The 24,207-nt window shown below is 73.4% G+C and carries 22 protein-coding genes and 1 tRNA gene; 8 read left to right on the forward strand and 15 right to left on the reverse strand.

The features are described from left to right. Positions 1-276 precede the first annotated feature (276 nt). The gene (locus NDAS_RS22910; RefSeq protein WP_013155633.1) at positions 277-873 is read left to right on the forward strand and encodes a hypothetical protein; all 597 of its coding nucleotides are present in this window, start codon (positions 277-279) and stop codon (positions 871-873) included. A gap of 187 nt (positions 874-1,060) precedes the next feature. Here the strand turns inward: NDAS_RS22910 and NDAS_RS22915 are convergent, their stop codons facing one another. Both NDAS_RS22915 and hisC read right to left on the reverse strand, forming a co-directional pair. Next, positions 1,061-2,056, reverse strand: a complete 996-nt coding sequence (locus NDAS_RS22915) for a hypothetical protein (protein WP_013155634.1) — start codon at positions 2,054-2,056, stop codon at positions 1,061-1,063. 55 nt (positions 2,057-2,111) lie between these two features. Continuing rightward, positions 2,112-3,191, reverse strand: coding sequence for a histidinol-phosphate transaminase (gene hisC / locus NDAS_RS22920; protein ID WP_013155635.1), 1,080 nt, complete (start codon positions 3,189-3,191; stop codon positions 2,112-2,114). 213 nt (positions 3,192-3,404) lie between these two features. Here hisC and NDAS_RS22925 point away from each other — a divergent pair, with 213 nt between their 5' ends. Continuing rightward, on the forward strand, positions 3,405-4,088 hold the full coding sequence (locus tag NDAS_RS22925; RefSeq protein ID WP_081461771.1) for a hypothetical protein: 684 nt from the start codon (positions 3,405-3,407) through the stop codon (positions 4,086-4,088). Positions 4,089-4,212: 124 nt separating this feature from the next. Here NDAS_RS22925 and NDAS_RS22930 read toward each other — a convergent pair whose 3' ends face one another. Beyond that, positions 4,213-5,361 carry a MauE/DoxX family redox-associated membrane protein gene (locus NDAS_RS22930; RefSeq protein ID WP_013155637.1) on the reverse strand — a complete coding sequence of 383 codons (1,149 nt, stop codon included), beginning with the start codon at positions 5,359-5,361 and terminating at the stop codon, positions 4,213-4,215. A 3-nt stretch (positions 5,362-5,364) separates the two neighbouring features. Next, the gene (locus NDAS_RS22935) at positions 5,365-6,336 is read right to left on the reverse strand and encodes a hypothetical protein (protein WP_013155638.1); all 972 of its coding nucleotides are present in this window, start codon (positions 6,334-6,336) and stop codon (positions 5,365-5,367) included. 528 nt (positions 6,337-6,864) lie between these two features. On the opposite strand from NDAS_RS22935, the gene NDAS_RS22940 reads away from it, so the two are divergent. Further along, positions 6,865-7,392, forward strand: a complete 528-nt coding sequence (locus NDAS_RS22940; protein ID WP_041552954.1) for a SigE family RNA polymerase sigma factor — start codon at positions 6,865-6,867, stop codon at positions 7,390-7,392. 137 nt (positions 7,393-7,529) lie between these two features. Beyond that, positions 7,530-7,618, forward strand: a tRNA-Ser gene (locus NDAS_RS22945). A 192-nt stretch (positions 7,619-7,810) separates the two neighbouring features. Here the strand turns inward: NDAS_RS22945 and NDAS_RS22950 are convergent. Next, positions 7,811-8,512 carry a GntR family transcriptional regulator gene (locus tag NDAS_RS22950; protein ID WP_013155640.1) on the reverse strand — a complete coding sequence of 234 codons (702 nt, stop codon included), beginning with the start codon at positions 8,510-8,512 and terminating at the stop codon, positions 7,811-7,813. Positions 8,513-8,627: 115 nt separating this feature from the next. Between NDAS_RS22950 and NDAS_RS22955 the strand changes: the two genes are divergently transcribed. Then, a complete protein-coding gene (locus tag NDAS_RS22955) occupies positions 8,628-9,794 on the forward strand; it encodes an enolase C-terminal domain-like protein (protein ID WP_013155641.1) in 1,167 nt (388 codons plus the stop codon). Between the two features lie 241 nt (positions 9,795-10,035). Further along, on the forward strand, positions 10,036-11,709 hold the full coding sequence (locus NDAS_RS22960; RefSeq protein WP_013155642.1) for an SLC13 family permease: 1,674 nt from the start codon (positions 10,036-10,038) through the stop codon (positions 11,707-11,709). A 66-nt stretch (positions 11,710-11,775) separates the two neighbouring features. Here the strand turns inward: NDAS_RS22960 and NDAS_RS22965 are convergent, their stop codons facing one another. From NDAS_RS22965 to NDAS_RS22985, 5 genes are all read right to left on the reverse strand, one after another. Then, on the reverse strand, positions 11,776-12,840 hold the full coding sequence (locus NDAS_RS22965; protein ID WP_013155643.1) for a HEAT repeat domain-containing protein: 1,065 nt from the start codon (positions 12,838-12,840) through the stop codon (positions 11,776-11,778). After that, positions 12,834-13,625, reverse strand: a complete 792-nt coding sequence (locus NDAS_RS22970; protein ID WP_013155644.1) for a HEAT repeat domain-containing protein — start codon at positions 13,623-13,625, stop codon at positions 12,834-12,836. Before NDAS_RS22970 ends, NDAS_RS22965 begins: the two co-directional genes overlap by 7 nt. A 209-nt stretch (positions 13,626-13,834) precedes the next feature. Next, positions 13,835-14,494 (reverse strand): response regulator, encoded by a 660-nt coding sequence (locus NDAS_RS22975; protein ID WP_013155645.1) that lies wholly within the window; start codon positions 14,492-14,494, stop codon positions 13,835-13,837. Continuing rightward, the gene (locus tag NDAS_RS22980; RefSeq protein ID WP_013155646.1) at positions 14,491-15,654 is read right to left on the reverse strand and encodes a sensor histidine kinase; all 1,164 of its coding nucleotides are present in this window, start codon (positions 15,652-15,654) and stop codon (positions 14,491-14,493) included. Before NDAS_RS22980 ends, NDAS_RS22975 begins: the two co-directional genes overlap by 4 nt. Beyond that, positions 15,651-16,487, reverse strand: coding sequence for a CPBP family intramembrane glutamic endopeptidase (locus tag NDAS_RS22985; protein WP_013155647.1), 837 nt, complete (start codon positions 16,485-16,487; stop codon positions 15,651-15,653). Before NDAS_RS22985 ends, NDAS_RS22980 begins: the two co-directional genes overlap by 4 nt. A 524-nt stretch (positions 16,488-17,011) precedes the next feature. Here NDAS_RS22985 and NDAS_RS22990 point away from each other — a divergent pair. Next, positions 17,012-17,929: an alpha/beta fold hydrolase gene (locus NDAS_RS22990; RefSeq protein ID WP_013155648.1), complete on the forward strand. Its 918-nt coding sequence runs from the start codon at positions 17,012-17,014 to the stop codon at positions 17,927-17,929. Between the two features lie 175 nt (positions 17,930-18,104). On the opposite strand, the gene NDAS_RS22995 is transcribed toward NDAS_RS22990, so the two are convergent. The 5 genes from NDAS_RS22995 to NDAS_RS23015 form a co-directional block, all read right to left on the reverse strand. Then, the gene (locus NDAS_RS22995) at positions 18,105-18,929 is read right to left on the reverse strand and encodes an SDR family NAD(P)-dependent oxidoreductase (protein WP_013155649.1); all 825 of its coding nucleotides are present in this window, start codon (positions 18,927-18,929) and stop codon (positions 18,105-18,107) included. 13 nt (positions 18,930-18,942) lie between these two features. Further along, positions 18,943-20,265 carry an MFS transporter gene (locus NDAS_RS23000; protein ID WP_013155650.1) on the reverse strand — a complete coding sequence of 441 codons (1,323 nt, stop codon included), beginning with the start codon at positions 20,263-20,265 and terminating at the stop codon, positions 18,943-18,945. A 222-nt stretch (positions 20,266-20,487) separates the two neighbouring features. Then, entirely contained in the window at positions 20,488-21,966 is a 1,479-nt protein-coding gene (locus tag NDAS_RS23005; RefSeq protein ID WP_013155651.1) for an FAD-dependent oxidoreductase, read from the reverse strand. Beyond that, entirely contained in the window at positions 21,959-22,792 is an 834-nt protein-coding gene (locus NDAS_RS23010; RefSeq protein WP_013155652.1) for an SDR family NAD(P)-dependent oxidoreductase, read from the reverse strand. The genes NDAS_RS23005 and NDAS_RS23010 overlap by 8 nt, the downstream gene beginning before the upstream one ends. Before the next feature lie 103 nt (positions 22,793-22,895). Continuing rightward, positions 22,896-23,309 carry a nuclear transport factor 2 family protein gene (locus tag NDAS_RS23015; protein ID WP_013155653.1) on the reverse strand — a complete coding sequence of 138 codons (414 nt, stop codon included), beginning with the start codon at positions 23,307-23,309 and terminating at the stop codon, positions 22,896-22,898. Between the two features lie 120 nt (positions 23,310-23,429). Here NDAS_RS23015 and NDAS_RS23020 point away from each other — a divergent pair, with 120 nt between their 5' ends. Further along, positions 23,430-24,134, forward strand: a complete 705-nt coding sequence (locus NDAS_RS23020; RefSeq protein ID WP_013155654.1) for an IclR family transcriptional regulator — start codon at positions 23,430-23,432, stop codon at positions 24,132-24,134. The last annotated feature ends 73 nt before the right edge of the window (positions 24,135-24,207 follow it).

Here is a 24,207-nt window from a genome sequence, read left to right on the forward strand (position 1 = left end):
ATGCGTGAGTAGCGGGGCCGGTTCGGCGTGCGCGGGTCGAGCGGTGGGGATCGGCCGGGCGGTGGCGCTCGGTTGTCCACAGGCTGTGGAAGCCGGTTGTCCGCCGGACGGGGGCGCTGGGATCCTGGAACACGGGGGCGCCGCACGGCGGCCACGGCGGACCGCAGCGCCCCCGAATCGAGGCTAACCCCGCCCCGCCTGCCCCCACCAGCCACCGTCCACAGGCTGTGGATAATTCCGGTGACCCGCGACCGCCCGCCTGACAGGCTTGCGCGCATGGACGACCACGACGGCGGCGGCAGCGCTCCGGGCAGCGGAAGCGGTAACGACAGCAGCGGCGACGCCGGAACCGGGCGCCGACGCCTCCTCCTCATCGGCGGCGGCTCGGGGACCGGCAAGACCACGGTCGGCTGGGAGGTCTCCGTCATCCTCCAGCGGCGCGGAATCGCCCACTGCGTCCTGGAGGGCGACTACATGGACCAGGTGCATCCGGCGCCGCCCGGCGACCCCCGCCGGAGCGGGATCACCGAACGCAACGTCGCGGCGGTCTGGGCCAACTACGCGGCCCTCGGCCACCACCGCCTCGTCTACACCAACACCGTCAGCGTGCTGGAGGAGGACATGCTCCGCCGCGCCATGGGCGGCGGGGACATCGGGGTGACCCGGATCCTGCTCACCGCGGGCGAGGCCACCGTGCGCGCACGCCTGGCGGTGCGCGAGACCGGCTCGCAGCTGCTCCCCCACGTCGAACGCAGCCTGAGGGCGGCCGTGCGCCTGGACGCCGAGGCGCCCGCGGGGACCGTGCGCGTGGCGACGGACGGCCGCACCGTCGAGGAGGTCGCCGCCCGGGTCGTGGCCGCCACGGGCTGGTGAGCCCCGGGCCCGCCGCGGTCGGCCGCACGGGCCACCGGCACCCTCCGGCCGTGAGCCGCGCGGCTCCCGGGCCGCCCGCGGGCCGAGCGCCCCGCGGACCGCCCCCGGGCCGCGGACGGGAGGACGCGCATCCCCGTCCACAGCCTGTGGACAACCTTCGGCCGCGCGGCGGCAGGGCCCCGAGGACCTACACCGGGGCCTCCGGAACTCCCACGCCTGACCGTTCCGCGCACCACCGCGCGGTGTCCCGCAGGGAGGGGCGGCCCCGCGCCGTGTCGAGCCGCCGGACCACCTCGGCGAGCAGCCGCTCACAGCGCACCGACGACACCTCTCCCAGGCGGGGCAGCACGTCGCGCACCAGCACGGCCTCCGCCTCCTCCCACGACCGGGCGCGGGCCAGCGCCCACAGCAGGCTCACCGCGGCGTGGAACACGAACCGGCCGCCCCCGTCCGCCTCCTCCGCTCCCGCGGACCGTCCGTCCGCCCGGACCAGTTCCACCGTCCGGGCGAAGGACTCGGCGGCCGTGCCCGGCTCACCGGCGTCGGCGCTGACCATGGCCAGGTGCCAGGTGACCTCCGCCTCGGTCAGCCACCACGTCCATGCCGGATCGCCCCGGCGCGGCCCCTCCAGGTAACGGCTGAGGGTCTCCCCGAGCAGCTTCCGTGCCCGGGTTCGCTCGCCCTCCTGGGCCACGGCACGCGCCAGCCGCAGGGTGAACAGGGTGCGCACGCTCCCCGCCGTTCCCGCCGCCAGCGCCGCCTCGCACACCCGCCGGGCCTCGGTCGGCCGCCACAGGTGGACGTCCTGCATCGCCAGCTGGCTGAGCGCGAAGTACTCCATGGAGAGGTCGCCCGCCCCGCGCGCGGCGTCCAGCGCCGTCAGGGTCATCCGCCGGGACAGGCGCTGGCGCTCGGCGTCGAAGGCCACCCAGCCGGTGACCTGGTGCAGTTCGGCGGTCGCGGCGAGCACGTCCGCCGAGTCGGGCAGACGCGTGCGGACCGCCCCTCGGGCGCGGGCCGCGGCGCGCGCCGCGGCGTCCACGGTGTCGCGGGCGCCGTACCGGGTGTCCAGGGCGACGACGCGCGCGCTGACCGAGCGGACCGCCTCGGCTGCCCGCTCCGGCGACGCCCGGAGTTCCAGCGCCTCTGCAAGCCCGACCGTCTCAGAACCCGCAGGAGCCACCACCCGGTCCCCCGCACCGCCCCTGTGGACCGTGCGGGGAACCGGCGCCGTCGGACTAACGGCGCTTGCCGTAGGAGGTGGCCACGGCCAGGAACGCGTCGTTCTCCTCGGGGGTGCCCAGGCTCACCCGGGCGCCCTCCCCCGCGAACGGGCGCACGGAGACGCCCTCACGCGCGCACGCCTCGGCGAAGTCGAGCGTGTCCTCGTCCACCCGAAGCCACACGAAGTTGGCCTCGGTCGGCGGGACCGTCCACCCGGACGCGATGAGCGCGTCGCGCACCCGCCCGCGCTCCTCGACGGTGGCGGCCACGCGCTCCAGCAGCTCCCCCTCGGCGGCCAGGGAGGCGATCCCGGCGGCCTGGGCGAGGTGGTTCACCGCGAACGGGACGAGGGTCTTGCGGACCGCGGCGGTCACCGGGGGGTGCCCCACGAGGAAGCCCAGGCGTACGGCGGCGAGCCCGTAGGCCTTGGAGAAGGTGCGCAGCACGGCGACGTTGGGCCGGTCGCGGTACAGGGAGACGCCGTCGGGCACCCGCGGGTCGCGCACGTACTCGCGGTAGGCCTCGTCCAGGACCACCAGGACGCTCTCGGGGATCCGGTCCAGGAAGGCGACCAGCTCCTCCTCGCGCACGGTGGTGCCGGTGGGGTTGTTGGGGTTGCACACGAGCACCATGCGGGTGTCCTCGGTGACCGCGTCTGCGATCGCGTCGAGGTCGTGCGTCTCGTCCCGGAGCGGGACCCGCACCGAGGTGACCCCCGCCAGTTCGGCGAGCAGCGGGTAGGCCTCGAAGGAGCGCCAGGCGTAGACGACCTCGGCGCCGGGCTCTCCGACGGCTTCGAGCAGCTGCTGGAGCAGGCCCACAGAACCGGCGCCCAGGGCGAGGTGCTCCTCGGGGACGTCGAGGCGGCGGGCGAGCGCGGAGGTGAGCTCGGCGGCGCCCGGGTCCGGGTAGCGGTTGAGTTCGGCCGCGGCCACGGCGATGGCCTCACGCACCGACGGGAGCGGCCCGTAGGGGCTCTCGTTGGAGGACAGCTTGACCGAACGCCCGTCGGGACCGACGACCTTCCTGCCCGGCTTGTAGGGCGGGATGCTCTCCAGCACCGACCGCAGATATGGCGATTTCGACTCCGACACCGTTGTCCTTCCTCAATACTTTGTGCTAACCCCGCGACACGCTCAGCGACATCGCGTCCGGGTCGGTCACCGCTCCCAGCGGAAATATCGCACAAACGAGGAGATATCACCATGCACTTGCGTCCTTGCCCCCCGAACTCGGCACGGATCGACGCTGGTCAGCTCTCCGGGCCGCGCGAGAGGCGAGGACTCATCCGGTCATTGGCCCTTCCCGTGGCCGTGCCCGTCGCGGTCCTGCTGAGCGCGTGCGGTGGCGGCGCCGCCGAACAGCCCGCCGACCCCGGCGCCGAGGCCGCGGAGGCGCTGCACGAGGCGCAGCCCCTGCACGTCCGCGACGCCACCTTCGTGTCCGGGAGCAGCGAGCGCGGCACCTACTCCGAGCTTGCCACAGTGCGCTACAGCGAGCAGGTGCGGGCCGCCGCCGAACTCGACAAGCCCGAGTGCCTGGACGCCGCCAACCAGTGGGCCGCCCTGGACGGGGTGCGCGACTCCCCCGCCTCCGTGGCGGCCTACGAGTGGCCCGAGGGCGCGGTCACGCACATGCTGGTGCGGTTGGACGAGGCCACGGCGGTGGAGGCGCTGTCCGCCACGCCGCCGCGGAGCTGCGACGAGTACACCGCCTCCTACGAGGACGGCACCTCGTCCGAGTACAGCGTCAGAGACCTGGAGGACGTGCCGCGGATCGGTGACGAGTCGCGGGCCTTCGCCGTCGAGGTGGAGTCCGGGGAGGACAGGAGCCGCATGGTCAGCCTCATGTACCGCAACGGCGACCTCGTCGGCAGCACGTCCGTCCTCGGGGACGGTGAGCTGGAGGACTACGAGACGATGCTCGTGGAGTTCAGCGAGGCCGCCGTGGAGCGGCAGCGGCAGATGCTCGGGTCGGGGGCCGACCGCTGACCACCGGAGCGGCTCCCCGCCCGGATCCAAACCGGGCACCAAGCAGGAGCCGGGGTCACGTCCGGACCGGGTTCGCGGCGCCGCCGCCGACGGGCCCCGGAGGCCGGGGCCCGTCGGCGCGCCCTCATCCGGCCGGGGTCGGTTCGCGCCCGCCCCGATCCGTCCCGCCGGTGCCCTGCTCCGCGGCGCCCTGCTCCGCCGCGTCCCGGCCGACCTCCTCGCGCCCGCTCGGACCGCGCTGTCCCGGAACGCGTTCGCCCTGGACGTCGCCCTCCCGAACGCCTTCGTCCCGGGCGCTCTCGTCGGATCCGCCCGCGACGAGGTCCCACACGGCGGAGCGTTCCCGGGCGGTCCGAAGGCTCAGCTCGGCCCTGGCCTCGTCGTGCCGCCACGCGTCCCGTCGGGCCGCCTCCCCCGGGTGGAGGAGCTTGCGCGGCGGGCCGGTCAGCTCGATGCGGGTGACCGCGCCGAAGGAGGCGACCACCGCTCCGCTCTCGCGGTCGACCAGGGCCGCGCGCACCGCGGTGCCGCGCCTGCCCCCGGCCCTGACCGCGTACACCACGTCGACCCGGCGGCCGTGCCGTACGCCGTCGTAGCGCAGGAACCTCCAGCAGCCCTGACGCCACACGTCCTCGGGTTCGGTCCCGAGCATCACCGGTTCGTTGACGCGCCACACGTCGCTGCGGCGCAGGGTCCGCACGGTGCGGCGCAGCGGAACCTCGCGCAGCGCGCAGGGCTCCTCGTGCAGGGTGCGCGCGGCCGAGGTGCGCAGTTCGGGGCTCAGCAGGGCCAGGAGCAGCAGTTCGGCGCCCAGGACCCCGGCGTGCAGCGGGGTCGGCGGGGCGACCGCCTCCCAGCCCGCGGGTTCCAGGCCGAGCGTGGACAGCGCGGCGGCCGACAGCAGTCCGGCCCGGGCCAGCGTCCGCCAGCCGATCGGCGCCTGGCTCAGCCCGCCGAAGCAGCCGCAGCCCGCCTCGGGGTCGCGTCTGCGGATCACCACCAGGACCACGACCGAGACGGCGAACACGACCGCGGTCAGCGCCCGCACCGCCTCGCCCAACAGGCCGGTCAGTCCGAGCAGGCCGAGCGCCAGCGCGGCCTCCAGCAGGCCGGTGCCGACCGTGGACGCCCGGCGCAGCCGCTCGGGCGCCAGGACGGCCAGGCCCGTGGCGGCCGCCCGACTGGTGGTCTTGGCGACGGCTCCGACCAGGAGCAGCACCGCCAGGAGCGGTAGCTGCACCTCGCGGGCCGCCTCGACGATCTCCGGGAGCATCGGTCATCCCTCCCCGTCGTGGACGGTGACGGTCGCGTTGAAGCAGCCGTCCTCCAGCCGCCCGCCGAGGGCGACGAAGCCGGTCATGGTGAGGGAGGCCAGCCGTCCCGCGCTCTGGCCTCCGCAGGAGGAGCACAGGTCGCACAGCCAGCTGTCTGCCGCGGCGCAGTCGACCACGGGAAGCGCCGCGGACTCGTGCGTGCAGTCGTTGCGCAGGCTCAGGGTCGCCCCGGTGGACAGCAGCGGCAGCGGGACGCAGGAGGTGCGCCGGTCGCAGGGCCCGTCGTGGCCGACGGGGTCGAGCGCCGGGTAGGCGATCCCGTCGACGTGGGCGCGCGGGTCCACGTGGGAGGAGCGGCCCCACGCCGGGTCGTACCAGGTGGCGACGCCGCTCAGCGTGGTGGCGCGCCGACGCGTGGGCGGCCGGTGCGGTGTGGCGCCGAGCGGGTAGGGCGGCTGGGTCGTGGCGGGGCGCACGGCCCGTACGGCCCCCTCCTCCCAGACGCCGACGGCGTCGAAGACGTAGCCGGGTTCCAGCCGCGGGTGGCGGACGGAGATCCGGCCCGAGGTCCGGTAGGGCAGGACGACGGTCTGGCGCGGACGCCCGTGCCCGGGGTCGATCTCCAGGGTGTCGCCGTCGCGGCTGACGATGACACCGGTGGCGCGGGCGGCCTGGGCCCACACGCGTGCGGCGATGGGGTGGCCGCCGGGTACGCGCAGCACCACGGCGTCGTCACCGGGGCGGAGTTCGCCCGGGCCGACCTCCCCGCCCCGCCAGAACACGGTGGAGCGGTCGTACATGAAGTGCTCCTCGCCGCCCGGCACGGCCAGGCAGAGGATGCGGGCGTTGGCGCTGACGACCACGCCGCGGGCGACGCGGTGCCCGAGCGGCGTGGGTTCGGGTGCGCTCGCGGTGCCGAGCACCGCGGCTGTGAACCTTCTGCGGTCCCGTCCGATCTCGGTGGTCACTGACATCTCGACTGAGCCCCCTCACCAGTACGACCCGTCGCTTCGTCCCCGTTGTCCAGACATGTTCTCGGTGCCGCGGCCCCGAACGACGCGTGGGGCACCCCATGGAACCAGAGAGCGGATTCCGCGCACACCGGGCTTCGCACATCGGGCGACTCGGGATCGCCCCACCACAGCCTGTCGTTACAAAGCTACGCATAGAACCCATAAATCTAGAAAGATTCATAAACACCCACAAGATCCCCCAAAACACAGGGTTTCCCGTTCGGTCGGCCCCTCTTTCCCCCGCCAGCGGGACCGGTCCGCGCGGCGAGGCCCGGCGAGTGGAACCGGCCCGTGCCACGGGCTTGTCGGCCGTCGGCACCGCGACTCGCCGGGGCCGGTATTCGGACACGGAAGCAGGCCGCCACCTGCGGTTTTCCGGCGGTCCGTTTGTCGGCGCGTGGGACACACGTGCCTGGATGTTTGCGTTGGCTGTGTGAGAGTTAGAAGGGAGGAACACGACGAAAGCCCACGCAGCGCCCGTGAAGGTCGGTGGTCGGCGTGACAGGGACGACCCGGACGCCCCGGTACGACGAGTTCAGCCACTACGTGGCCGAACGCGGACCGGTCCTGCTCCGGATGGCCCGGTCGCTGACGGGCAGCCACGCCGACGCCGAGGACCTGCTCCAGGCGGCGCTGGTCAAGACCTTCCTCGCCTGGGACCGGATCACCAACCCGAAGGCGCGCGACGGGTACGTGCGCAGGGCCATGGTGAACACGCAGATCTCCGAGTGGCGGCGCAACCGGCTGGACGTCTACCCGACCGACGAGATCCCCGAGCAGCGCGTGGACGACCCCACCTGGCGCAGCGACCTGGCCGACGTGGTGGAGCGCGCCATCGACCGCCTGCCCGCCCGGCAGCGGACCACGGTGGTGCTGCGCTACTACGACGACCTCACCGAGGCGCAGATCGCCGAGCGGATGGGGGTGACGCTCGGCACGGTGAAGAGCACGCTGTCCCGCGCCGTGGACAAGCTGCGCCTGGACGCCGACCTCATCATCGAGCGCACCGTCGGCTGACCCCGTGGACCCGCCCGGCCCCTAACCGCATCAGCAGTGCGGCGCCCTCCCCGGCACCGCCTCCACCGGTCACGGGGGCGCGGCGGGGCCTTCGTTTTGCGCAACCGTCCGTGGTGTCTGTAGGCTTGTCCCAGCCAGGAGGATTCGCCTAGTCAGGTCTATGGCGCCGCACTGCTAATGCGGTTTGGGTTTACGCCCATCCGGGGTTCAAATCCCCGATCCTCCGCGCTCCGACCTGGGGCTTCTCACATCGCGGGAGCGAGAGAAGCCCCGGGTCTTTTTCGTGCCCGGGGGCGGTCGGCACAGGACCCGTGCCGACCGCGCACGCCGACCACCGACCACCGCCCCGGCCGCTGGCGCGCGTCGGCGGGGCGCGGAGTTGCGTTGCGCGGTCGTGGGGCCGGTACTCCGGGCGCTCTCAGGCCGAACGCCCGGCGATGGGGTGGTAGGCGCGCTCCCTGCCTTCGAGGGTGTCCGTGACCACGGCTCCGAGGCTGTTGCGGATGTGGGAGCGCACCAGCCCGGCCGCGGCGGCGCCGTCGCCGACGGCGACGAGCTCCAGGATCTCGTGGTGCTGGTTGAGGTCGAGGGTGCGCGGCTCGGCGCCCGCGGGCAGTTCCAGGCCGATCCGCCGGTACCGGTCGGCCTTGTCCCACAGGTCGTCCAGGAGCCTGGTCATCACGCTGTTGTGCGAGGCGGCGTAGATCGCCCGGTGGAAGGCCCGGTGCGCCGCGATGGCCTCCTCCCCCCAGGTACGGGTGACCGGCAGGAGTTCGTCGGCGGCCGCCCTCATCGCGGCGATGTCGCGTTCGGTGCGGCGCAGCGCGGCCAGTTCGGTGGCGGAGGGCTCCAGCGAGAAACGGGCCTCCAGCAGTTCGCGGGCCTCGGTGGCGCTCATGGGCGCCACCCGGACGTCCCGGTGGGTGTCCATCACGACCCAGTCCTCGCTGGCCAGCCGCCTGATCGCCTCGCGCAGGGGCGTGATGCTCATCCCCATCTCCTCCGCCAGTTCGTACTGCGGCAGGCGTGAGCCCGGGGCGAGCTCACCGGAGGTGATGCGGCGGCGCAGCTCGGTGTAGGCCAGCCCGCCCTTGCTGGAGAAGACGTTCGCGCCGGTCATCGTGACCTCTCTCACCAAATTCCCGCTCACGGTCTTGTGACCCCCGTCTCGGCCAGTATAGGCTCCGCATAACTTATAAGGGACTTATAAGATCAAGTTCGGCAGGAAGGGACCCATGCGAATCGTTTCCGCCCACGTCGGCACCATCCCGATCAGCTCGTCGATGCGCAACGCGTACATCGACTTCAGCAGGATGGACTGCACGATCCTGGCGCTGGTCAGTGACGTGGTGGTCGACGGCAGGCCCCTGGTGGGTTACGGCTTCAACTCCAACGGCCGGTACAACGCCACGGCCATCCTGAACGAGCGGATGCTGCCGCGGCTGCGCGAAGCCGCCCCGGAGGATCTGCTGGACGAGAACGGCGAACTCTCGCCCGCCCGGGCGTGGGACGTCATGATGCGCAACGAGAAGCCGGGCGGACACGGTGAACGCTCCGTCGCCGTCGGCGTGGTGGACATGGCGCTGCACGACCTCGCCGCCAAGGCCGCGGGAGTGCCGCTGTACCGGTGGATCTCCGACCACTACGGCGACGGCGACCCGGACGGGGACGTCTTCGTCTACGCCGCCGGCGGCTACTACGCGCCCGGCAAGACCCTGGAGGACCTCCAGGACGAGATGCGGGGCTTCCTCGACGCCGGGTACGAGGTCGTCAAGATGAAGATCGGCGGCGCCGACCTGTCCGAGGACCTCCGGCGCATCGAGGCGGTCATCGACGTCCTGGGCGGCGACGGGTCCCGGCTGATGGTGGACGTCAACGGCAAGTTCGACCTGCGGACCGCGCTGGAGTACGGCCGGGCCATCGACCGGTACGGCCTCTTCTGGTACGAGGAGGTCGGCGACCCGCTGGACTACGCCCTGAACGCGACGCTGTCGGAGGACTACCGCAACCCCATCGCGACCGGCGAGAACCTGTTCTCCCTCCAGGACGCCCGGAACCTGATCCGCTACGGCGGGATGCGCCCGGACCGCGACTTCGTCCAGGTCGACCCGGCGCTGAGCTACGGGCTGACGGAGTACCGCCGGGTCCTGGACATGCTCGCCCGGCACGGCTGGTCCTCCCGCCGGTGCATCCCGCACGGCGGGCACCAGTTCTCGCTGCACATCGCCGCGGCCCTCAAGCTCGGCGGCAACGAGTCCTACCCCGGGGAGTTCCAGCCCACGGGCGGCTTCGCCGACGAGGCTGTGGTCACCCGCGGTCGTGTGGCGCCGGGTGACCTCCCGGGCATCGGGCTCGAAGGCAAGGCGAAGTTCTACGAGGTCCTGCGGGGCCTGCACGGCTGACCGCCCGGGACGGGCGGCTCCCGCGACGGTCGCGGACACGGGAGCCGCCCGCGCACGAGCGCTCCGAGGCGGCGTGAACGGCCACCCGGCACACGGCGACCGGCGACGGTCCCCCCTTGTTTCCCTCGCGGAGTCCCCACGGCCGCGCTCCCCTCGCGGCCGATGCCGATCCGCGTACCCCCCGAACCGGTCCTTCGCCCCGCTCCGCGCCGGGCGGGGGGCCAGAAGAAGGTGCAGCACAATGGCAACCTCTTACCCGTACCCCCTGTGGGAGAGCCTGTGGGCGTCGCACAGGGAGGTGAAAGGACTCCTGACGTTCTCCAGGCGCGGGAGGCCGTCACGGACCGAACCGGTGGCCTCCGGCGACGGCCCCTCCGCCGCCCATGACGGCCCCGAGGCCGCGGGACCGGCCGCGGAGTCCGGTGGTCCCGGCCCCGGCTACACTCCCGCGCGCGTCACCGGGCTGGTGCTCGGTCCGCTGCTGTTCGCGCTGACGCTCGTGTTCTTCGAACCCGAGGGGCTCTCGTCGGCGGGGCGGGCGGTCCTGGCCACCACCCTCTGGGTCGCGACCTGGTGGATCACCGAGGCGATACCCATCCCGGTCACGTCCCTGCTCCCGGTCGCGCTCCTGCCGCTGACCGGCGCGCTGGAGGGCGACGCCGTGGTCGCGGCGTACGGCAACGACATCATCTTCCTGTTCCTGGGAGGGTTCTCGCTCGCGATCGCGATGGAGAAGTGGAACCTCCACCAGCGCATCGCCCTCGCGATCGTCGCGGCGATCGGTACGAGTCCGCGCCGCATCGTCCTCGGCTTCATGGTCGCGACGGGCTTCCTGTCGATGTGGGTCTCCAACACGGCCGCCACGATGATGATGATCCCCGTCGGCCTGGCGGTCGTGTACCAGGCATCCCGTTCGCTGCGGGGCGGGGAGTTCGCCGACGACCTGCCCAGGTTCGAGAAGTCCGTCGTCTTCGGTATCGGCTACGCGGCCACCATCGGCGGTCTCGGCACGCTCATCGGGACACCTCCGCTCGCCGTTCTCGCGGCGACCTCCGGGGAGCTCTTCGGCGAGAGCGTCTCGTTCGGCGGGTGGATGGTGTTCGGGGTTCCGATCGCCGTCGTCCTCCTCGCCCTCGCGTGGTTCTACCTGACGGGCGTCAAACTCAGGGTCCGGTTCAGGCAGCTTCCCGGCGGCAGGGAGATCATCCGGGAGGAGAGGAGGTCCCTCGGCCGGATGTCCACCGAGGAGAAGCTCGTGCTCGGCGTCTTCCTCGGCACGGCCTTCATGTGGGTGACCCGGTCGTTCCTGTGGGAGGACCTCCTTCCGGGGATCAGCGACGGGGTGATCGCGATCGTCGCGACGGTGGTCCTGTTCACGCTGCCGACCCGCGGTGCCCGGGAGAGGAGGATCCTCCAGTGGGAGGACTCCAAGAAGATCCCGTGGGGGATCCTCCTGCTGTTCGGCGGCGGGCTGGCCATCGCCGCGGGGTTCGTCGACACCGGCCTCTCCGCGTGGATCGGCGAGCAGCTGCGCGTGCTCGACGGGGTCGACGTGATCCTGACCATCGTCATCGCCACCGCGCTCGTGCTGTTCCTGACGGAGATCACCTCGAACGCCGCGACGGCGACGATGATCCTCCCGGTCATGGCGGCCCTCGCGGTCTCCCTGAACATCCACCCGTACGCGCTGATGGTCTCCTGCGCGATGGCCGCGAACTGCGCGTTCATGCTCCCCGTGGGCACCCCTCCGAACGCGATCATGTTCGGCACCGGCAGGGTGACGATCATGGAGATGGTCAGGAGCGGGTTCTGGCTGAACGTCATCGCCCTCGCCCTCGTGGTCGCGGGGACGCTGTTCTTGCTGCCGCCGTTGTGGGGGATCGACCTGATGACCCTTCCCGCCGGATTCCGGTGAGCGGTGCGTCCGGTTCCGGCGGAGCGCCTCCGGAACCGGACGCACCGGCGCCCCGGCGGCGCGCTCTCAGGGGTCCCCGTCGGCCCGGTCCTCCCCTTCCCCGAGGGACCGGTCCTCCTCGGGGGACCGCTCCCGGAGGGTCCCGGCGAGGGCCGAGGCGACGAGGGCGACGGCGCGGTCCTCGTCCCGGGTCAGTCGGTCCAGGATCCCGCGCACGGCGGCTCCCCCGATCTCGACCAGCGCCTGGACGAGACGGATCCGTGTCGCGGAGTCCGCGCCGGGTGCGGCGAGTTCGTCGGCCAGGGCGGTCGTGATCCGGTCCGCGCACCCGGGGTCCCGGGACAGTCCTCCCAGCGCCTCCGCCGCCTCCACGTCCCTGGAGCCGTCGACCACCATGCCGACCAGCGCGGGTACGGCCTCGGCCGCGCCGTACCCGCCCAGGGCCAGGGCGGCGTGCCCGCGCACCACGGGGTCCGGGTCCCCGAGAGCGTCCGCGAGCACCGCGGTGACCTCCGGGGCCTCTGGCATCCCGGCGACCGCCAGCACCGCGCGCCGCCGGACGTCGGGGTCCTGCGACCGCGCACCGGCCGCCAGAGTCGCCACGCCGTCGCCGCCCGACCGGGCGAGCGCCCAGCGCAGGGCGCCCGCGACGTGGGGGTCGGACTCGGTCAGGACCGCCCCGGCCAGCAGTTCGGCGGAAGCCGACGCGTCCCCCGGCCGGGACAGGACGGCCTGCTGTCTGCGCGCGGCGCTGGTCGCGTCGAGCCCCCGCATGAGCTCGACGACGCTCAGGACGTCCTGCCAGTCGGCGGGCTCCGACGCGTCGATCGCGCGGAGCCGGTCGAGCAGTTCCCGCTCCCGGGCCAACCGCTCCTGCGTCCACCGGATGAGGTCGTCCACCAGGGCTGACGGTGTGAAGGCCGGGTCCTCCAGAGCCCGCCCGATCTGCCGGAGCGAGAGCCCGAGGGTCCGCAGGCTCTCCACCTGGAAGATCCTGCGGACGTCCTCGTCGGAGTACTCGCGGTAGCCGCCGGCGGTACGGCCCGTCGGCCTCACCAGCCCCAGGGCGTCGTAGTGGCGGAGCATCCGGGTGCTCACCCCGGAGCGGCGGGCCACGTCACCGATCAGCAATCCGCGTCCTCCGCGTCCTCCGCGTCCTCGACGGCCCCTGCCTCCTTGGAGGCCTCCGGCACCTCTGTGCCCGCCGACGCGACCGCGGCGGCGGCAGCGGCGGCTCGTTCCGGGCCGAGTGTGACCACGCGTCCGGCCTCCTCGACGGCGGCGTCGAAACCGCTCTCCGGATCCTGCCGGAGCAGCTCGGTGGCGCGGGCGTGCGCCGCCACCGCAGGGTCGGGGTCCTCCACGGCCCTCTCCAGAGCGGGCACGATCACGTCGCCGAGGTCGACGAGGGCCCGGCTCAGGCTCAGCCGCACATCGCGGTCGCCGCGACCGAGTTGGAGGACCAGTTCGCCGGCCAGGCCGCTCCTCTGCTCATCGTCGTCGGGCGCGAGGGCGACCGCGACGCGCCACGCGGTCCGCGCGACCTGGTCGTTGGCGTCGCGCAGCATGTCGCGGGTGATCCAGGCCCACGTGCTCCTGTCGCCGATCTTGGAGAGCAGGTGCAGGGCCTGGCTGCGTGCCTGGGCGCGCTCGGAGACGAGCTCCCGGCGGATCCGTGGCAGGGTGCTCTCCGCCGGGAGGCGGGTCAGCGCCCAGGACAGCATGTCCCGTACGAAGAAGTCGGGCTCGACCGCGCACCGCTCGACGAGCGGCTCCAGGAGCGAGGGGTCGGGGTTCGACCCGGCCGCCAGGGCCGCCTGGAGCCGGACCGACGTGTCCCTGGCGGACAGGGCGTCGGCGACGCGGGCGTTCTTCGGGGTCGTGTTGGCAGCGTTGATCGGGACCACCTCCTGCACCCGAGTGAAGACCCTGTCACCGTGTCAAGGTCAAGCCCGCGACCGGCGCGCGGGGAAGTCCGACGGTCGCGGCACCGGTCCGGTCTCCCCGCACGGGCCGGGACCTCCGCCGCGCGTGTGCCCCCGCCCCGCCGCGGAGCACGGGACCGGGGTGCGCGGCCGTCCGCGGATCCCGGCGCCCGCCCGCCGGTCGGGGTGTGCGCCGGGGGTCAGGTCACCAGCCCCTGCCGGTAGGCGTAGACCACGGCCTGGACGCGGTCGCGCAGGTCGAGTTTGGTCAGGATGCGCGAGACGAACGTCTTCACGGTCTCCTGGCTGATGAACAGGCTCGCGGCGATCTCGCCGTTGGACAGGCCGTTGGCGATCAGGCGCAGGACCTCCAGCTCGCGGGGGGTCAGCCGGGCGTCGGCCGCGGCGGCGTCGGGGGGCCGGATCCGTGCGGCGTACCTGCCCACCAGCTGTCGTGTGACCTCGGGGTCCAGCAGGGCCGCGCCGGTGGACACGGTGCGGATGCCGTGCAGCAGCTGGGCCGGGGGCGCGTCCTTGAGCAGGAACCCGCTGGCGCCCGCGCGCAGCGCCTCGTAGACGTACTCGTCGAGGTTGAACGTCGTGACCACCAGGACCTTGACGGGACGGTCCACCCCGGCCCCGGCCAGGCGCCGGGTGGCCTCGATGCCGTCGAGCACGGGCATGCGCACGTCCATCACCACGACGTCGGGGCGCAGCCGCTCGGCGAGTTCGACGGCGGCCGCGCCGTCCCCGCACTCGCCGGCGACCTCCAGGTCGGGTTGGGCGTCGATGATGGTGACGAGGCCGGTGCGGATCAGCACCTGGTCGTCGCAGACCAGGACCCGGATCGGCGCGCTCATGCCCGGTCGCCCACCGGGGCGTGCGCGGGGATGCGGGCGTGGACGGCGAATCCCCCGCCCTCGCGCGGGCCAGCGGTGAAGTCGCCGCCCAGGACCTCGACGCGTTCGCGCAGGCCGACCAGGCCCCGCCCGCTTCCGCCGGGGGAGACGCCCGGGGGCCCGGCGTGGTCGGTGCTGACGTTCACGGTGATCTCCTCGGGGCGGTGGCGCACCCGCACGGTGGTGGGGCTTCCGTGCGCGTACTTGAGGGCGTTGGTCAGGGCCTCCTGCACGACGCGGTGCGCGACGAGGTCGGCGCTGCCGCGTGAGGAGGCCGGGGTGCCCTCCTCGCTGAACTCCACCGGCTGCCCGGCCCGGCGCGTCTGCTCCACCACGGTGAGCAGCCCTTCGTCGGAGGCGGGGACGGGGGTGGAGTGGTCGGGGTTGAGCAGGTCGAGCAGGTGGCGCAGGTCGGTGATGGCCCGCCTGCCGGTGTCGGTGACCGCGGTCAGGGTCTGGTCGAGCCGGTCGGGCGCGGAGGTCAGGTAGCGCGCCGACTCGGCCTGCACGACCATGGCGGTCACGTGGTGGGTCACGACGTCGTGGAGTTCGCGGGCGATGCGGGTGCGTTCGGCGGTGCGGGTGGCCTCGGCGACGAGGCGGCGGCGTTCGGCCTCGGCGAGGCGGGTGGAGCGCAGCCATGCCCCGACCCCCCAGGCCAGGGCCAGCGCCCCGTAGAACGTCACGTACCCGGCCGGGGTCTCACCCGTTCCGAGCCGGTCCACCCCGACCGAGAGCACCACGTAGGCGGCCGAGGCCACGAGCACGGTGGTCCACCGGTACCGGTGGACGTGGGCGCCGGCGCTCACCAGCGCGATGGGCAGCGCGGTGCCCGCGAACAGGTGGTAACCGTTGAGCTGGTCGAGGGCGAAGCCGCTCGCCACCAGTGCCAGGGTCAGGATCGGCCACCGCCGCCGCCCGGCCAGGGGCAGCGACTGGAGGGCGATCGCGACCAGGCCCAGGGCGTCGAGGGGGCGGTCGGCCACCCCGCCGAACTCGGTCCCCTGCCCGTGCAGTGACGGGATGAGCGAGGCGGTCAGGAGCAGCAGCCCCAGGGGCAGGTCCCGGAGGGTGACGTCGAGTCGCTGCCACAGTTCGGGGAGCCGCCGGAGACTGGTCACTGGGGCAGTGTAGTGGTGGCGGCGGGACGCTCGCCGCGCCGGCGGACGGGGACGATCCGGTCGCGGCGGCGGGCGATCCACATGAGGACCACGGTGACGATGACGCAGAACACCACGGAGTACATGCTGCCTTCGGGGCCGAAGTCGCCGCCGGTGATGATCGTGGGGCCCGAGATGGTGACGTCCAGCAGTCCCTGGGGGGTGTCGCTGCCCGAGACCGCGGTGCTGAAGATGGCGGATCCGGCGATGTTCCAGCCGAAGTGCAGGCCGATGGGCAGCCACAGGCTGCGGGTGGCGATGTAGGCGGCGGTGAGCATGCCGCCGGCCTCGATGGCGATGGCGAGGGCGCCCCACAGGGTGGCGTGCGGGTTGATCAGGTGCACCAGGCCGAAGGCCAGGCCGGTCAGTGCGAGGGCGATCCAGCTGCCGGTGCGCTCCTCGATGATGCGGAACAGCACGCCGCGCCACATCAGCTCCTCGGTCACCGCGACGGCGGCCATGAAGCCGACCAGTCCCAGGGCGCTCATCGGAGAGCCCAGGCCGTTGACCTGGTAGCCGCCGAGGAAGACGATGTTGACGATGACCAGGGCGAACAGTCCGACGCCGAGGAGGGTGCCCCAGCTGGTGGCGGAGGCGGCGCCCTTCCAGTCCAGTTCGGTCACGGTTCGGCGCTCGGTGCGGCGCACCACCCACCGGTAGACGAACACCGAGGCCACGGCGACCAGGAGGCCCAGGACCAGGGAGACCAAGGGGACGTCCTGGAACGCCATGACTCCCTGTGCGCCGATGAAGGCGACCGCGGCGACGGCCAGGAGCTGCCAGACAAGTCTCATCGAAATTCCTTCGTAGGGGGTTTCGCGTCTGGGAGAAACGCTACGGAGCGGGGTGGTGCGCGGTCGTCACCGTGGAGAGGACACCTGCGCGTAGCTCGCACGGGGGACACGGGCGCGCGGGGCGGACCTTCGCCGGTCCACTCCGGTGCGCGGCCCGCGCCCGTCCGCGGCGGTGGACGGTCCCCCGGAGGCGGCGGCGGGGCGCGTCCCGGCGCTCCGGGCACGCCCACGCGGCCCGGGAGGGGCGCGTCGTCACAGGTGGACGGGGCCCGCCCTCGCGCGGGGGCGGGGCGGGGAGCCCGGTGCGGGCCAACGGGTGCCGCCCGGGTCGGCGGCGGGAGCCGTCCCCCGCGGGAGCCACACGCGGGTGTCCCTCCGTGCGGTGACGACCCGGGCGCCGCCGCGTCCGTAGGTTCTTCCCCAGCCGCGGAGTCCCGGCCCGCGGGAGCGGGGCCGAGGCCCTCTCCCCCGGCCCCGCGGCACCACTCGACGCCCCCGTCCCGATTCCCTCGCTGGAGGCCCCGATGTCGCGTTCCTTCCGGACGACCGCCCTGACCGCACTGTGCCTGGCCGTGGCCGGGACCGGCCTCGTCGGGTGCTCCGACGTGCGGTCCGGTCTGGAGGAGGTGGAGTCCGGCCTGGAGTCGGCCGCGGAGGACGTGATGACCGACGGGGAGCTGTTCACCGGGACCAAGACGCTCGACGTCGAGGGCGGTTCCCTGAACGTCTCCTGCTCCGGCGCCCCGGCCGGCGAACGGCCGGTCATCGTCCTCATGGCCGGGATGGGCGACGGCCTGGACACCATGGCCGACCTCCAGGGGACCCTGGGCGAGGGGGACCGGGTCTGCTCCTACGACCGGTTCGGCGAGGGCGGGAGCGACCAGCCGCCCGGCCCCCAGAGCGTCGCCGACGCCGGGCGGACCCTGACCGCCGTCCTGGACGACGTCGCCGGTGACGGACCGGTCGTCCTGGTCGGCCACTCGCTGGGCGGGCTGATCGCCGCCCGCTACGCCCCCGACCACCAGGACCGGGTCAGGGGCCTGGTGCTGCTGGACGCCACGTCACCGACGATGCTCGACGACATCAACGAGGTGATCCCCGAGTCGGCGACCGGCCCGGGCGCCGAGGTGCGCGCGCAGAACCTCGCGGTGTTCCGGGGCGAGAACCCCGAGAGCATCGTCATCGACAGCGACGCGGAGGTCCGCTCGGCCGGGGACATCCCGACGGAGGTCATCCAGCACGGGGTCCGGTACCTCGGTGAGATCCCCGAGTACGGCGCCGAACTGGAGCGCGTGTGGACCGAGGGCCAGGAGCGGTGGCTCCAGGTGTCCGGTGAGAGCCGGCTCAGCACCGCCGAGGAGAGCGGCCACCACATCCACGTCGACCAGCCCGAACTCGCCGTCGAGGCCATCCGGCGCGTCACCGACCGGGCCGCCGCCTGACGGCGCCTGCGCGGCGCGGGCGTGGTGCACCGGCCCGCGGTCCGGAGTCCGCGCGTGCGGACCCCGGACCGCGGGCCGGTCCCGGAGGCGCCGGGGGTCACCGAAGCCCCGCGCTCCGGGAACCGGGGAGGCGCACCTGGACGGTGGGCGCCTCCCCGGAGTCGTGTCCGGACACTCAGACGGGCCCCTCCCGCAGGCCCGAGGTGATCCGGTGGTAGAGGCCGCCGGAGGTCAGGCCGCCGTCGACGACCAGTTCGGCCCCCGTCACGTACCGGGAGGCCTCCGACAGCAGGAACAGCACCACGTCGGCGACCTCCCCGGGTTCGGCCACCCGGCCGGCGGGCACCGAGCGCAGGCTCTCCTCGACGAAGTCGTCGGTCCCCGAGCGCAGCAGCGGGGTGTCCACCAGCCCGGGGTGCAGGGAGTTCACCCGCACGCCCCAGGACGCGAACTCCAGCGCGCCCACCTTGCTCAGGCCGCGCACGCCCCACTTGCTCGCGCCGTAGGAGGCGGAGAAGTAGCCGGTCATCCCGGCGATGGAGGACACGTTGACCACCGACGCCGACCCCGACGCGCGCAGCAGCGGGGCCATGGACCGCATGCCGTAGAACACGCTGGACAGGTTGACGTCGAGCACGCGGCGCCAGTCCTCGTCCGTGGTGTCGGCGATCCCGAAGCGGTGGCTGACCCCGGCGTTGTTGACCAGCCCGTCCAGGCGTCCGCCGTCCTCCTCCGCGATCCGGTCGCGCAGGCGCGCCCAGTCGTCCGGGTCGGCGGCGTCCAGGCGGGCGAACCGGGCCGTCGCGCCCAGCTCACCGATCTGGCGGGCCGTGTCCTCGCCCCGCTCCGCGTCCAGGTCGGCCACCCAGACCCGGGCGCCCTCGCGTCCCAGTGCCAGGGCCTCGGCCCTGCCCATGCCGCCCGCGGCGCCGGTCACCAGGACGACGCGTCCGGCCAGTCCGTGTCCGGTTCCGCCGCTCGTCGCGTCCGCTGTGCGCATGTGCCTTCTCCTCTCAGTCGATCGGCAGTTCGGTGCCGCGGGTCTCGGTGACGAACAGGACGGCCACCAGCGTCACCAGGGCGGTGAGGACGAAGTAGCCCGCGGGAGCCAGCGGCTGGCCGGTGGCGCTGATCAGCCAGGTCGCGACGAAGGGCGCGGTGCCGCCCAGGAGCGTGTTGGTGACGTTGTTGCCGAGCGCGATCCCGCTGTAGCGGGTGGAGGCGCCCAGCATCTCGGCGTAGGTGACGAACGAGGCGCCGTTGACGACCGAGACGCACACGAACAGCGCCGTCTGGCCCACGATCGCGGCCCAGGCCGGGCCGGCGGACATCATCATGAACATCGGGAAGCCCAGGAGCGCGGCCCCGACGCTGCCGATGAGGATGACCTTCTTGCGGCCGATGGTGTCGGCCAGGTAGCCCGAGAGCGGCAGCGTGGCGGCGCCGACGACCATGGCGACCGAGGTCGAGGCGAAGGCCAGCTGGGCGGAGTGCCCGGCCGTGGTCTGGAGGTAGGTGGCCGCGTACACCGAGACGATGTAGTAGCCGCCGGTGATCACCGCGCCCAGGCCGATGATCTTCAGCACGGACCGCCAGTTGGTGACCAGCAGGGTCCGGATCGGCATGCGCTCGGTCTCGCCCTTGTCCTCCAGCTGCTTGAACTGCGGGGTGTCGTCCAGGTGGCTGCGGATGTAGAGGCCGATGACGCCGATGGGCAGGCTGAGCAGGAACGGCAGGCGCCACGCCCAGTCCAGCATCTGCTGCTCGGTGAAGACCGTGGTGAAGGTGAGCGCCACCAGCGAGGCGAACAGCGAGCCGAAGTAGGTGCCCGAGTTGACCAGGGAGGTCTGGGTGGCCCGCCAGCGGGCCGGGGCGGACTCGGCCACGAAGGCGTTGGCCCCGCCGAGTTCGCCGCCCGCGGCGAAGCCCTGGACGCAGCGGCACAGGACCAGCAGGACGGTCGCCCAGACGCCGAGCGTGTAGTAGTTGGGCAGCACGCCGATGGCCGCGGTGGCCAGGACCATCAGCAGGATGGTCCAGGACAGGGCCCGCTTGCGCCCGTAGCGGTCCCCGATGTGGCCGAAGAGGATGCCGCCGGGCACGCGCATGAAGAACGCGACGGCGAACGCGGCGAACGTGCCCAGCAGGGCCGCCGTCGGGTCCTCCGAGACGAAGAAGAGCATCGCCACGAACGTGGCCATGTAGCCGTAGATGCCGAAGTCGTAGTACTCGACGACGGTGCCGATGACCGCCGCGCGGATGACCTTGATCCGCGACTGGAAGCCCGCCTCCGGCGCCGGTGCGGGCCCGGACGCCGACTGCTGGTGGAGTGACATGCTGCCTCCCTGGGGAGAGGATCGGATCGGTGTGTGCGCCGCCCGATCCCGTGGTCGTGGGGGATGGCGGGGGGCCGGGGCGCGTGCTGCCGACTGCCGGGAGGGCGGTGGGAGCCGTGCGCCGAGGGGGCCGCGTGAAGCGTCCGGTGCGGTGGGGCGGAAGGTGCGGGACGGGTGCGCCTCAGGACACCCGCCCCGAGGCGTGTCCGGTGGCGCCGCCCGTCACGCGACGGGTCGCGTCGGCCGGGCGGTTCCCCTCCGTGCGCCCGCCGCTCCCCGACCGGCGATGCGGCCCATGGTGAGGGCGTTGGCGACCGCGTTGCCGCCGCCGACGTAGCGGGGACCGAGGACTCCGGCGCCCGCCTCGCCCGCGGCGAAGAGCCCGGGGACCGCGGTCCCGGTGCGGTCGCGCACGGCGGCGGCGGAGTCGATCTCCAGACCGGCGTGCGTGCAGACGATCTCGGCCGGCAGCACGCGGGCCGCGTAGTACGGAGCGGTGTCCAAGGGCTCGGGGTCGGCCTGCGCCCCCTTGCCGCGCAGGGTCAGGTGGCGCAGGAAGTCCGGGTCCCGCCCGTTCGGCAGCTGGGAGTTCCAGGTCCGCACCGTGGTGAGCAGCGCGGCCTCGGGCACCCCCATGAGGGCGGCCAGTTCCTCCAGGGTGTCGGCGCGCAGGGTGCGGCCCGCGTCGGCCTCCTCGGTGACGCGTTCGGGCGTCCAGTCCGCGTACCCGGCGGGCAGCGAGGCCCGGGCGCGGTCGTCGAACACGCACCACGCGGAGCCGCCCTGGGCGTCGATGATGCCGGTGGAGACTGCGTAGGAGGCGTCCTCGTCCATGAAGCGGCGCCCGGCCCCGTTGACGTACACGCGCGAGAGCGGCGGGAACCCCGACTGCCAGTGGTGCTGGCGTTGGAAGTAGACGGTGGGCATCCGCAGCCCCCAGCCCGCGCCGGTCACGGAGGCCCCCACCTGTTCGGCGAAGCGCAGGTGGTCGCCCCGGCTGCCGGGCGCGGCCACGACGAACGCGTGTTCGCCCGCCTCCAGGGCGTCCGGGTAGTACTCCTTGAGCAGTTCGGGGTCCTGGGCCAGGCCTCCGGTGGCGACCACCACGGCGTTCGCGCGGACGGTGACGCCGTCGGCGACGACGCCGCGCACCCGGCCGTCCTCGAACAGCAGGTGCCGCACCCGGGTGTTGAGCACGGTCTCGACCCCGAGGCGGCGGCAGGCCGCGGCGAGCACCTGGACCAGACCGAGCCCCTGGTCGGCGGGGACGTGGGCGCGCCAGACGTCCTCGACCCCGGCCCGGGTCAGGCCGGGCATGTGCGCGTTGGTGGAGGTCCGGGCCGGGAACCCGGCGCCCAGTCCGATGAGCCACTCCAGGGTGGGTCCGGCGTTCTCGCAGAAGGCGCGGACCAGCCCGGGTTCGAGCATCCACTGGTTGAGGTCCATGTAGTGCTGGTAGAAGCGCTCGGCGCTGTCCTCCACGCCCGTGCCGCGCTGGACGCTGGTCGCGGCGGCGGTGAAGAGCCCCGCCGAGAGCTGGGTGGAGCCGCCCAGTTCGGACTCGGACTCGAACAGCAGGACGCGCGCGCCCTCCTCGGCGGCGGTGACGGCCGCGGCGAGCCCGGCCCCTCCCCCGCCGATGACGACGACGTCGGCGGTCTCCTCGTCCTCGTGGTCGTGCCGGCCGACGTGCTCAGACATGGCGGGAACCCCCGTCGACGGCGATGCTGTGCCCGGTCACGTAGCGGCTGCTGTCGGAGAGCAGGAAGAGCAGGACGCCGACGACCTCCTCGGGGGAGCCGACCCGGTGCAGCGGCACGTTGTCCAGGGCGGCGGCCAGGGCCTCGGGGTCGTCCTGGAGCCAGCGCGTCATCTCGGTGTCGATGAAGCCGGGGGCGATGGAGTTGACGCGCAGCCCCCTGTCGCCCAGCTCGACGGCGAGGGACTCGGTCAGGTGGGCGACGGCGGCCTTGGACGCGCAGTAGGCGGCGCGGCCCCGGCGCACGCGCACCGCCGACACCGAGGACATGTTGACGATGACGCCGCCGGGCCGCATGCGGCGGGCGGCGGCCTGGGCGCCGTGCAGGACCCCCTGGACGTTGACGTCGAGGACGGTGGACATCTGCTCGGCGGTGATCTCGCCGACGGCGGCGTACGGGAAGACCCCGGCGTTGTTGACCCAGTAGTCGAGGGAGCCGAACTCGTCGACGGCGGCGCGGGCGAGGTCGTCGTGCTGCTCGGGCACGACCACGTCGACGCGGCGGGGGGCGACCCGGCCGGGCCTCTCGTGCAGAGCGCCGTCGGCCAGGTCGCGGTTGATCTCGTCGGCGACCCGCTTCATGTCGACGTCGTTGATGTCGGCCGCGACGACGTTGACGCCGCGGGTGGCCAGGGCTGCGGCGAAGCTGCGGCCCATGCCGCGCGCCGCCCCGGTGACGACCGCGGTGCGGCCGGCCATCTCGGGGTGGACGGCCTCCATCACGCGGTGGACGACGCGGGCGGGGCCGGTGCCCTCGTGCTGGGTCATGGTGTGCGGCCTTTCCTTGGGTGGGACGGGACCGGGGTCGCGGGTCCGGATCTGGTGGGGAGCGGGTGCGGTGGGTCCGGGTGCGGTCGGGCGCGGCCGGGGTTCAGGCGGTGTCGTCGCGCCGGACGTCCCGGCGCGCGATGCGCCAGTCCTGCCCGTCGCGGACCAGCCGGTCGCTGACGGTGGTGAACCTCAGGATTGCGGTGTCGCCCGTCACACGGGTGCCGATGACCTGAAGATAGGCGCTGACCTGCGCCTGTGTGGTGTCCGCGGACTCCACGAAGAGGTTGGTGACCACGTGGCGGCGCACCTCGCCCGCCTCCCGGGCCGCGTGCGCGAAGTCCTCGGCGAAGGCCCGCAGGCGGTCGCGCCCCACGACCGGCGCGGGATAGGTCGGCGAGTGGAACTCGCCGTCGGGGGTGAAGGTCCGGGCCCAGGCGTCGGCGTGGCCGCCGTCGATCAGGTGGGACTGGCGCGCGTAGAGCTGGTGGATGCCGGTGACCAGCGAACCGTCCATGACCTTCCCCCCATGTGTGCGATAATCGCACTAGGTGTGCAATTAAGGCTTAACGTATGTGTCACACATCACCTGCGTCAAGAGGCGGGAGGTGTATCTTCGCGGTGCGAGAGGAGCCAGATGCCCGAGACACCGGCCGACAGGCCCAACACCCGCACGTCCAAGACCCTGCACAACGGGATCGAGGTGTTGGAGCTGCTCAGCCGCAGTCCGCACGGACTGTCGCTCACCGAGATCGCCGAGGGGGTGGGCGTGCACCGCACGGTCGCCCACCGGCTGGTGCGCACGCTGGAGGAGCACCGGCTGTGCAAACGCGGTCCCTTCAAGCGCATCACCCTGGGGCCGGGGCTGGTCGCGCTGGCCGAGTCGGTGGAGGCGGACCTGCGCCAGGTCGCCGGTCCGGTCCTGGCCGAGCTGGCCGAGTCGCAGGGGGCCACCGCGCACCTCGTCGTCCCCGAGGGCGAGGATGAGGCGCGCGCCCTGATGGTGGTGGAACCGCGCCGGGCCACGGCCCACATCGCCTTCCGGACCGGGCGGGTCGATCCCATCGACAAGGGGTCGGCCGGGCTGGCCCTGCTCGCGGCCATGCCTCCCCGGCCCGGGGAGCGCGAGGAGGTCGCCCTGGCCCGTGAGCGGGGCTACGCCGTCTCCCACGCCGAGGTGACCAACGCGGTGACCGGGGTGTCGGCGGCGGTGGTCGGGAGGAGTTCCGATCCGGTGGCCAGCGTCGGCGTCTCACTCCTGGAGCTGGACGACCCCGCCCCCTTCGGCGCCGCCGTGCGGGAGGCGGCCGGTCGGATCGCCGGGATGGTGCACCTGCCCTGAGCCGGGACCGGGCGGGACCTGCCGGACCTTTTCCCCTGGCCGCGACCGGGACGTCCTGACGCACGCCTGTTTC

The organism is Nocardiopsis dassonvillei subsp. dassonvillei DSM 43111 (genome assembly GCF_000092985.1).
Taxonomy (GTDB): Bacteria; Actinomycetota; Actinomycetes; order Streptosporangiales; family Streptosporangiaceae; genus Nocardiopsis; species Nocardiopsis dassonvillei.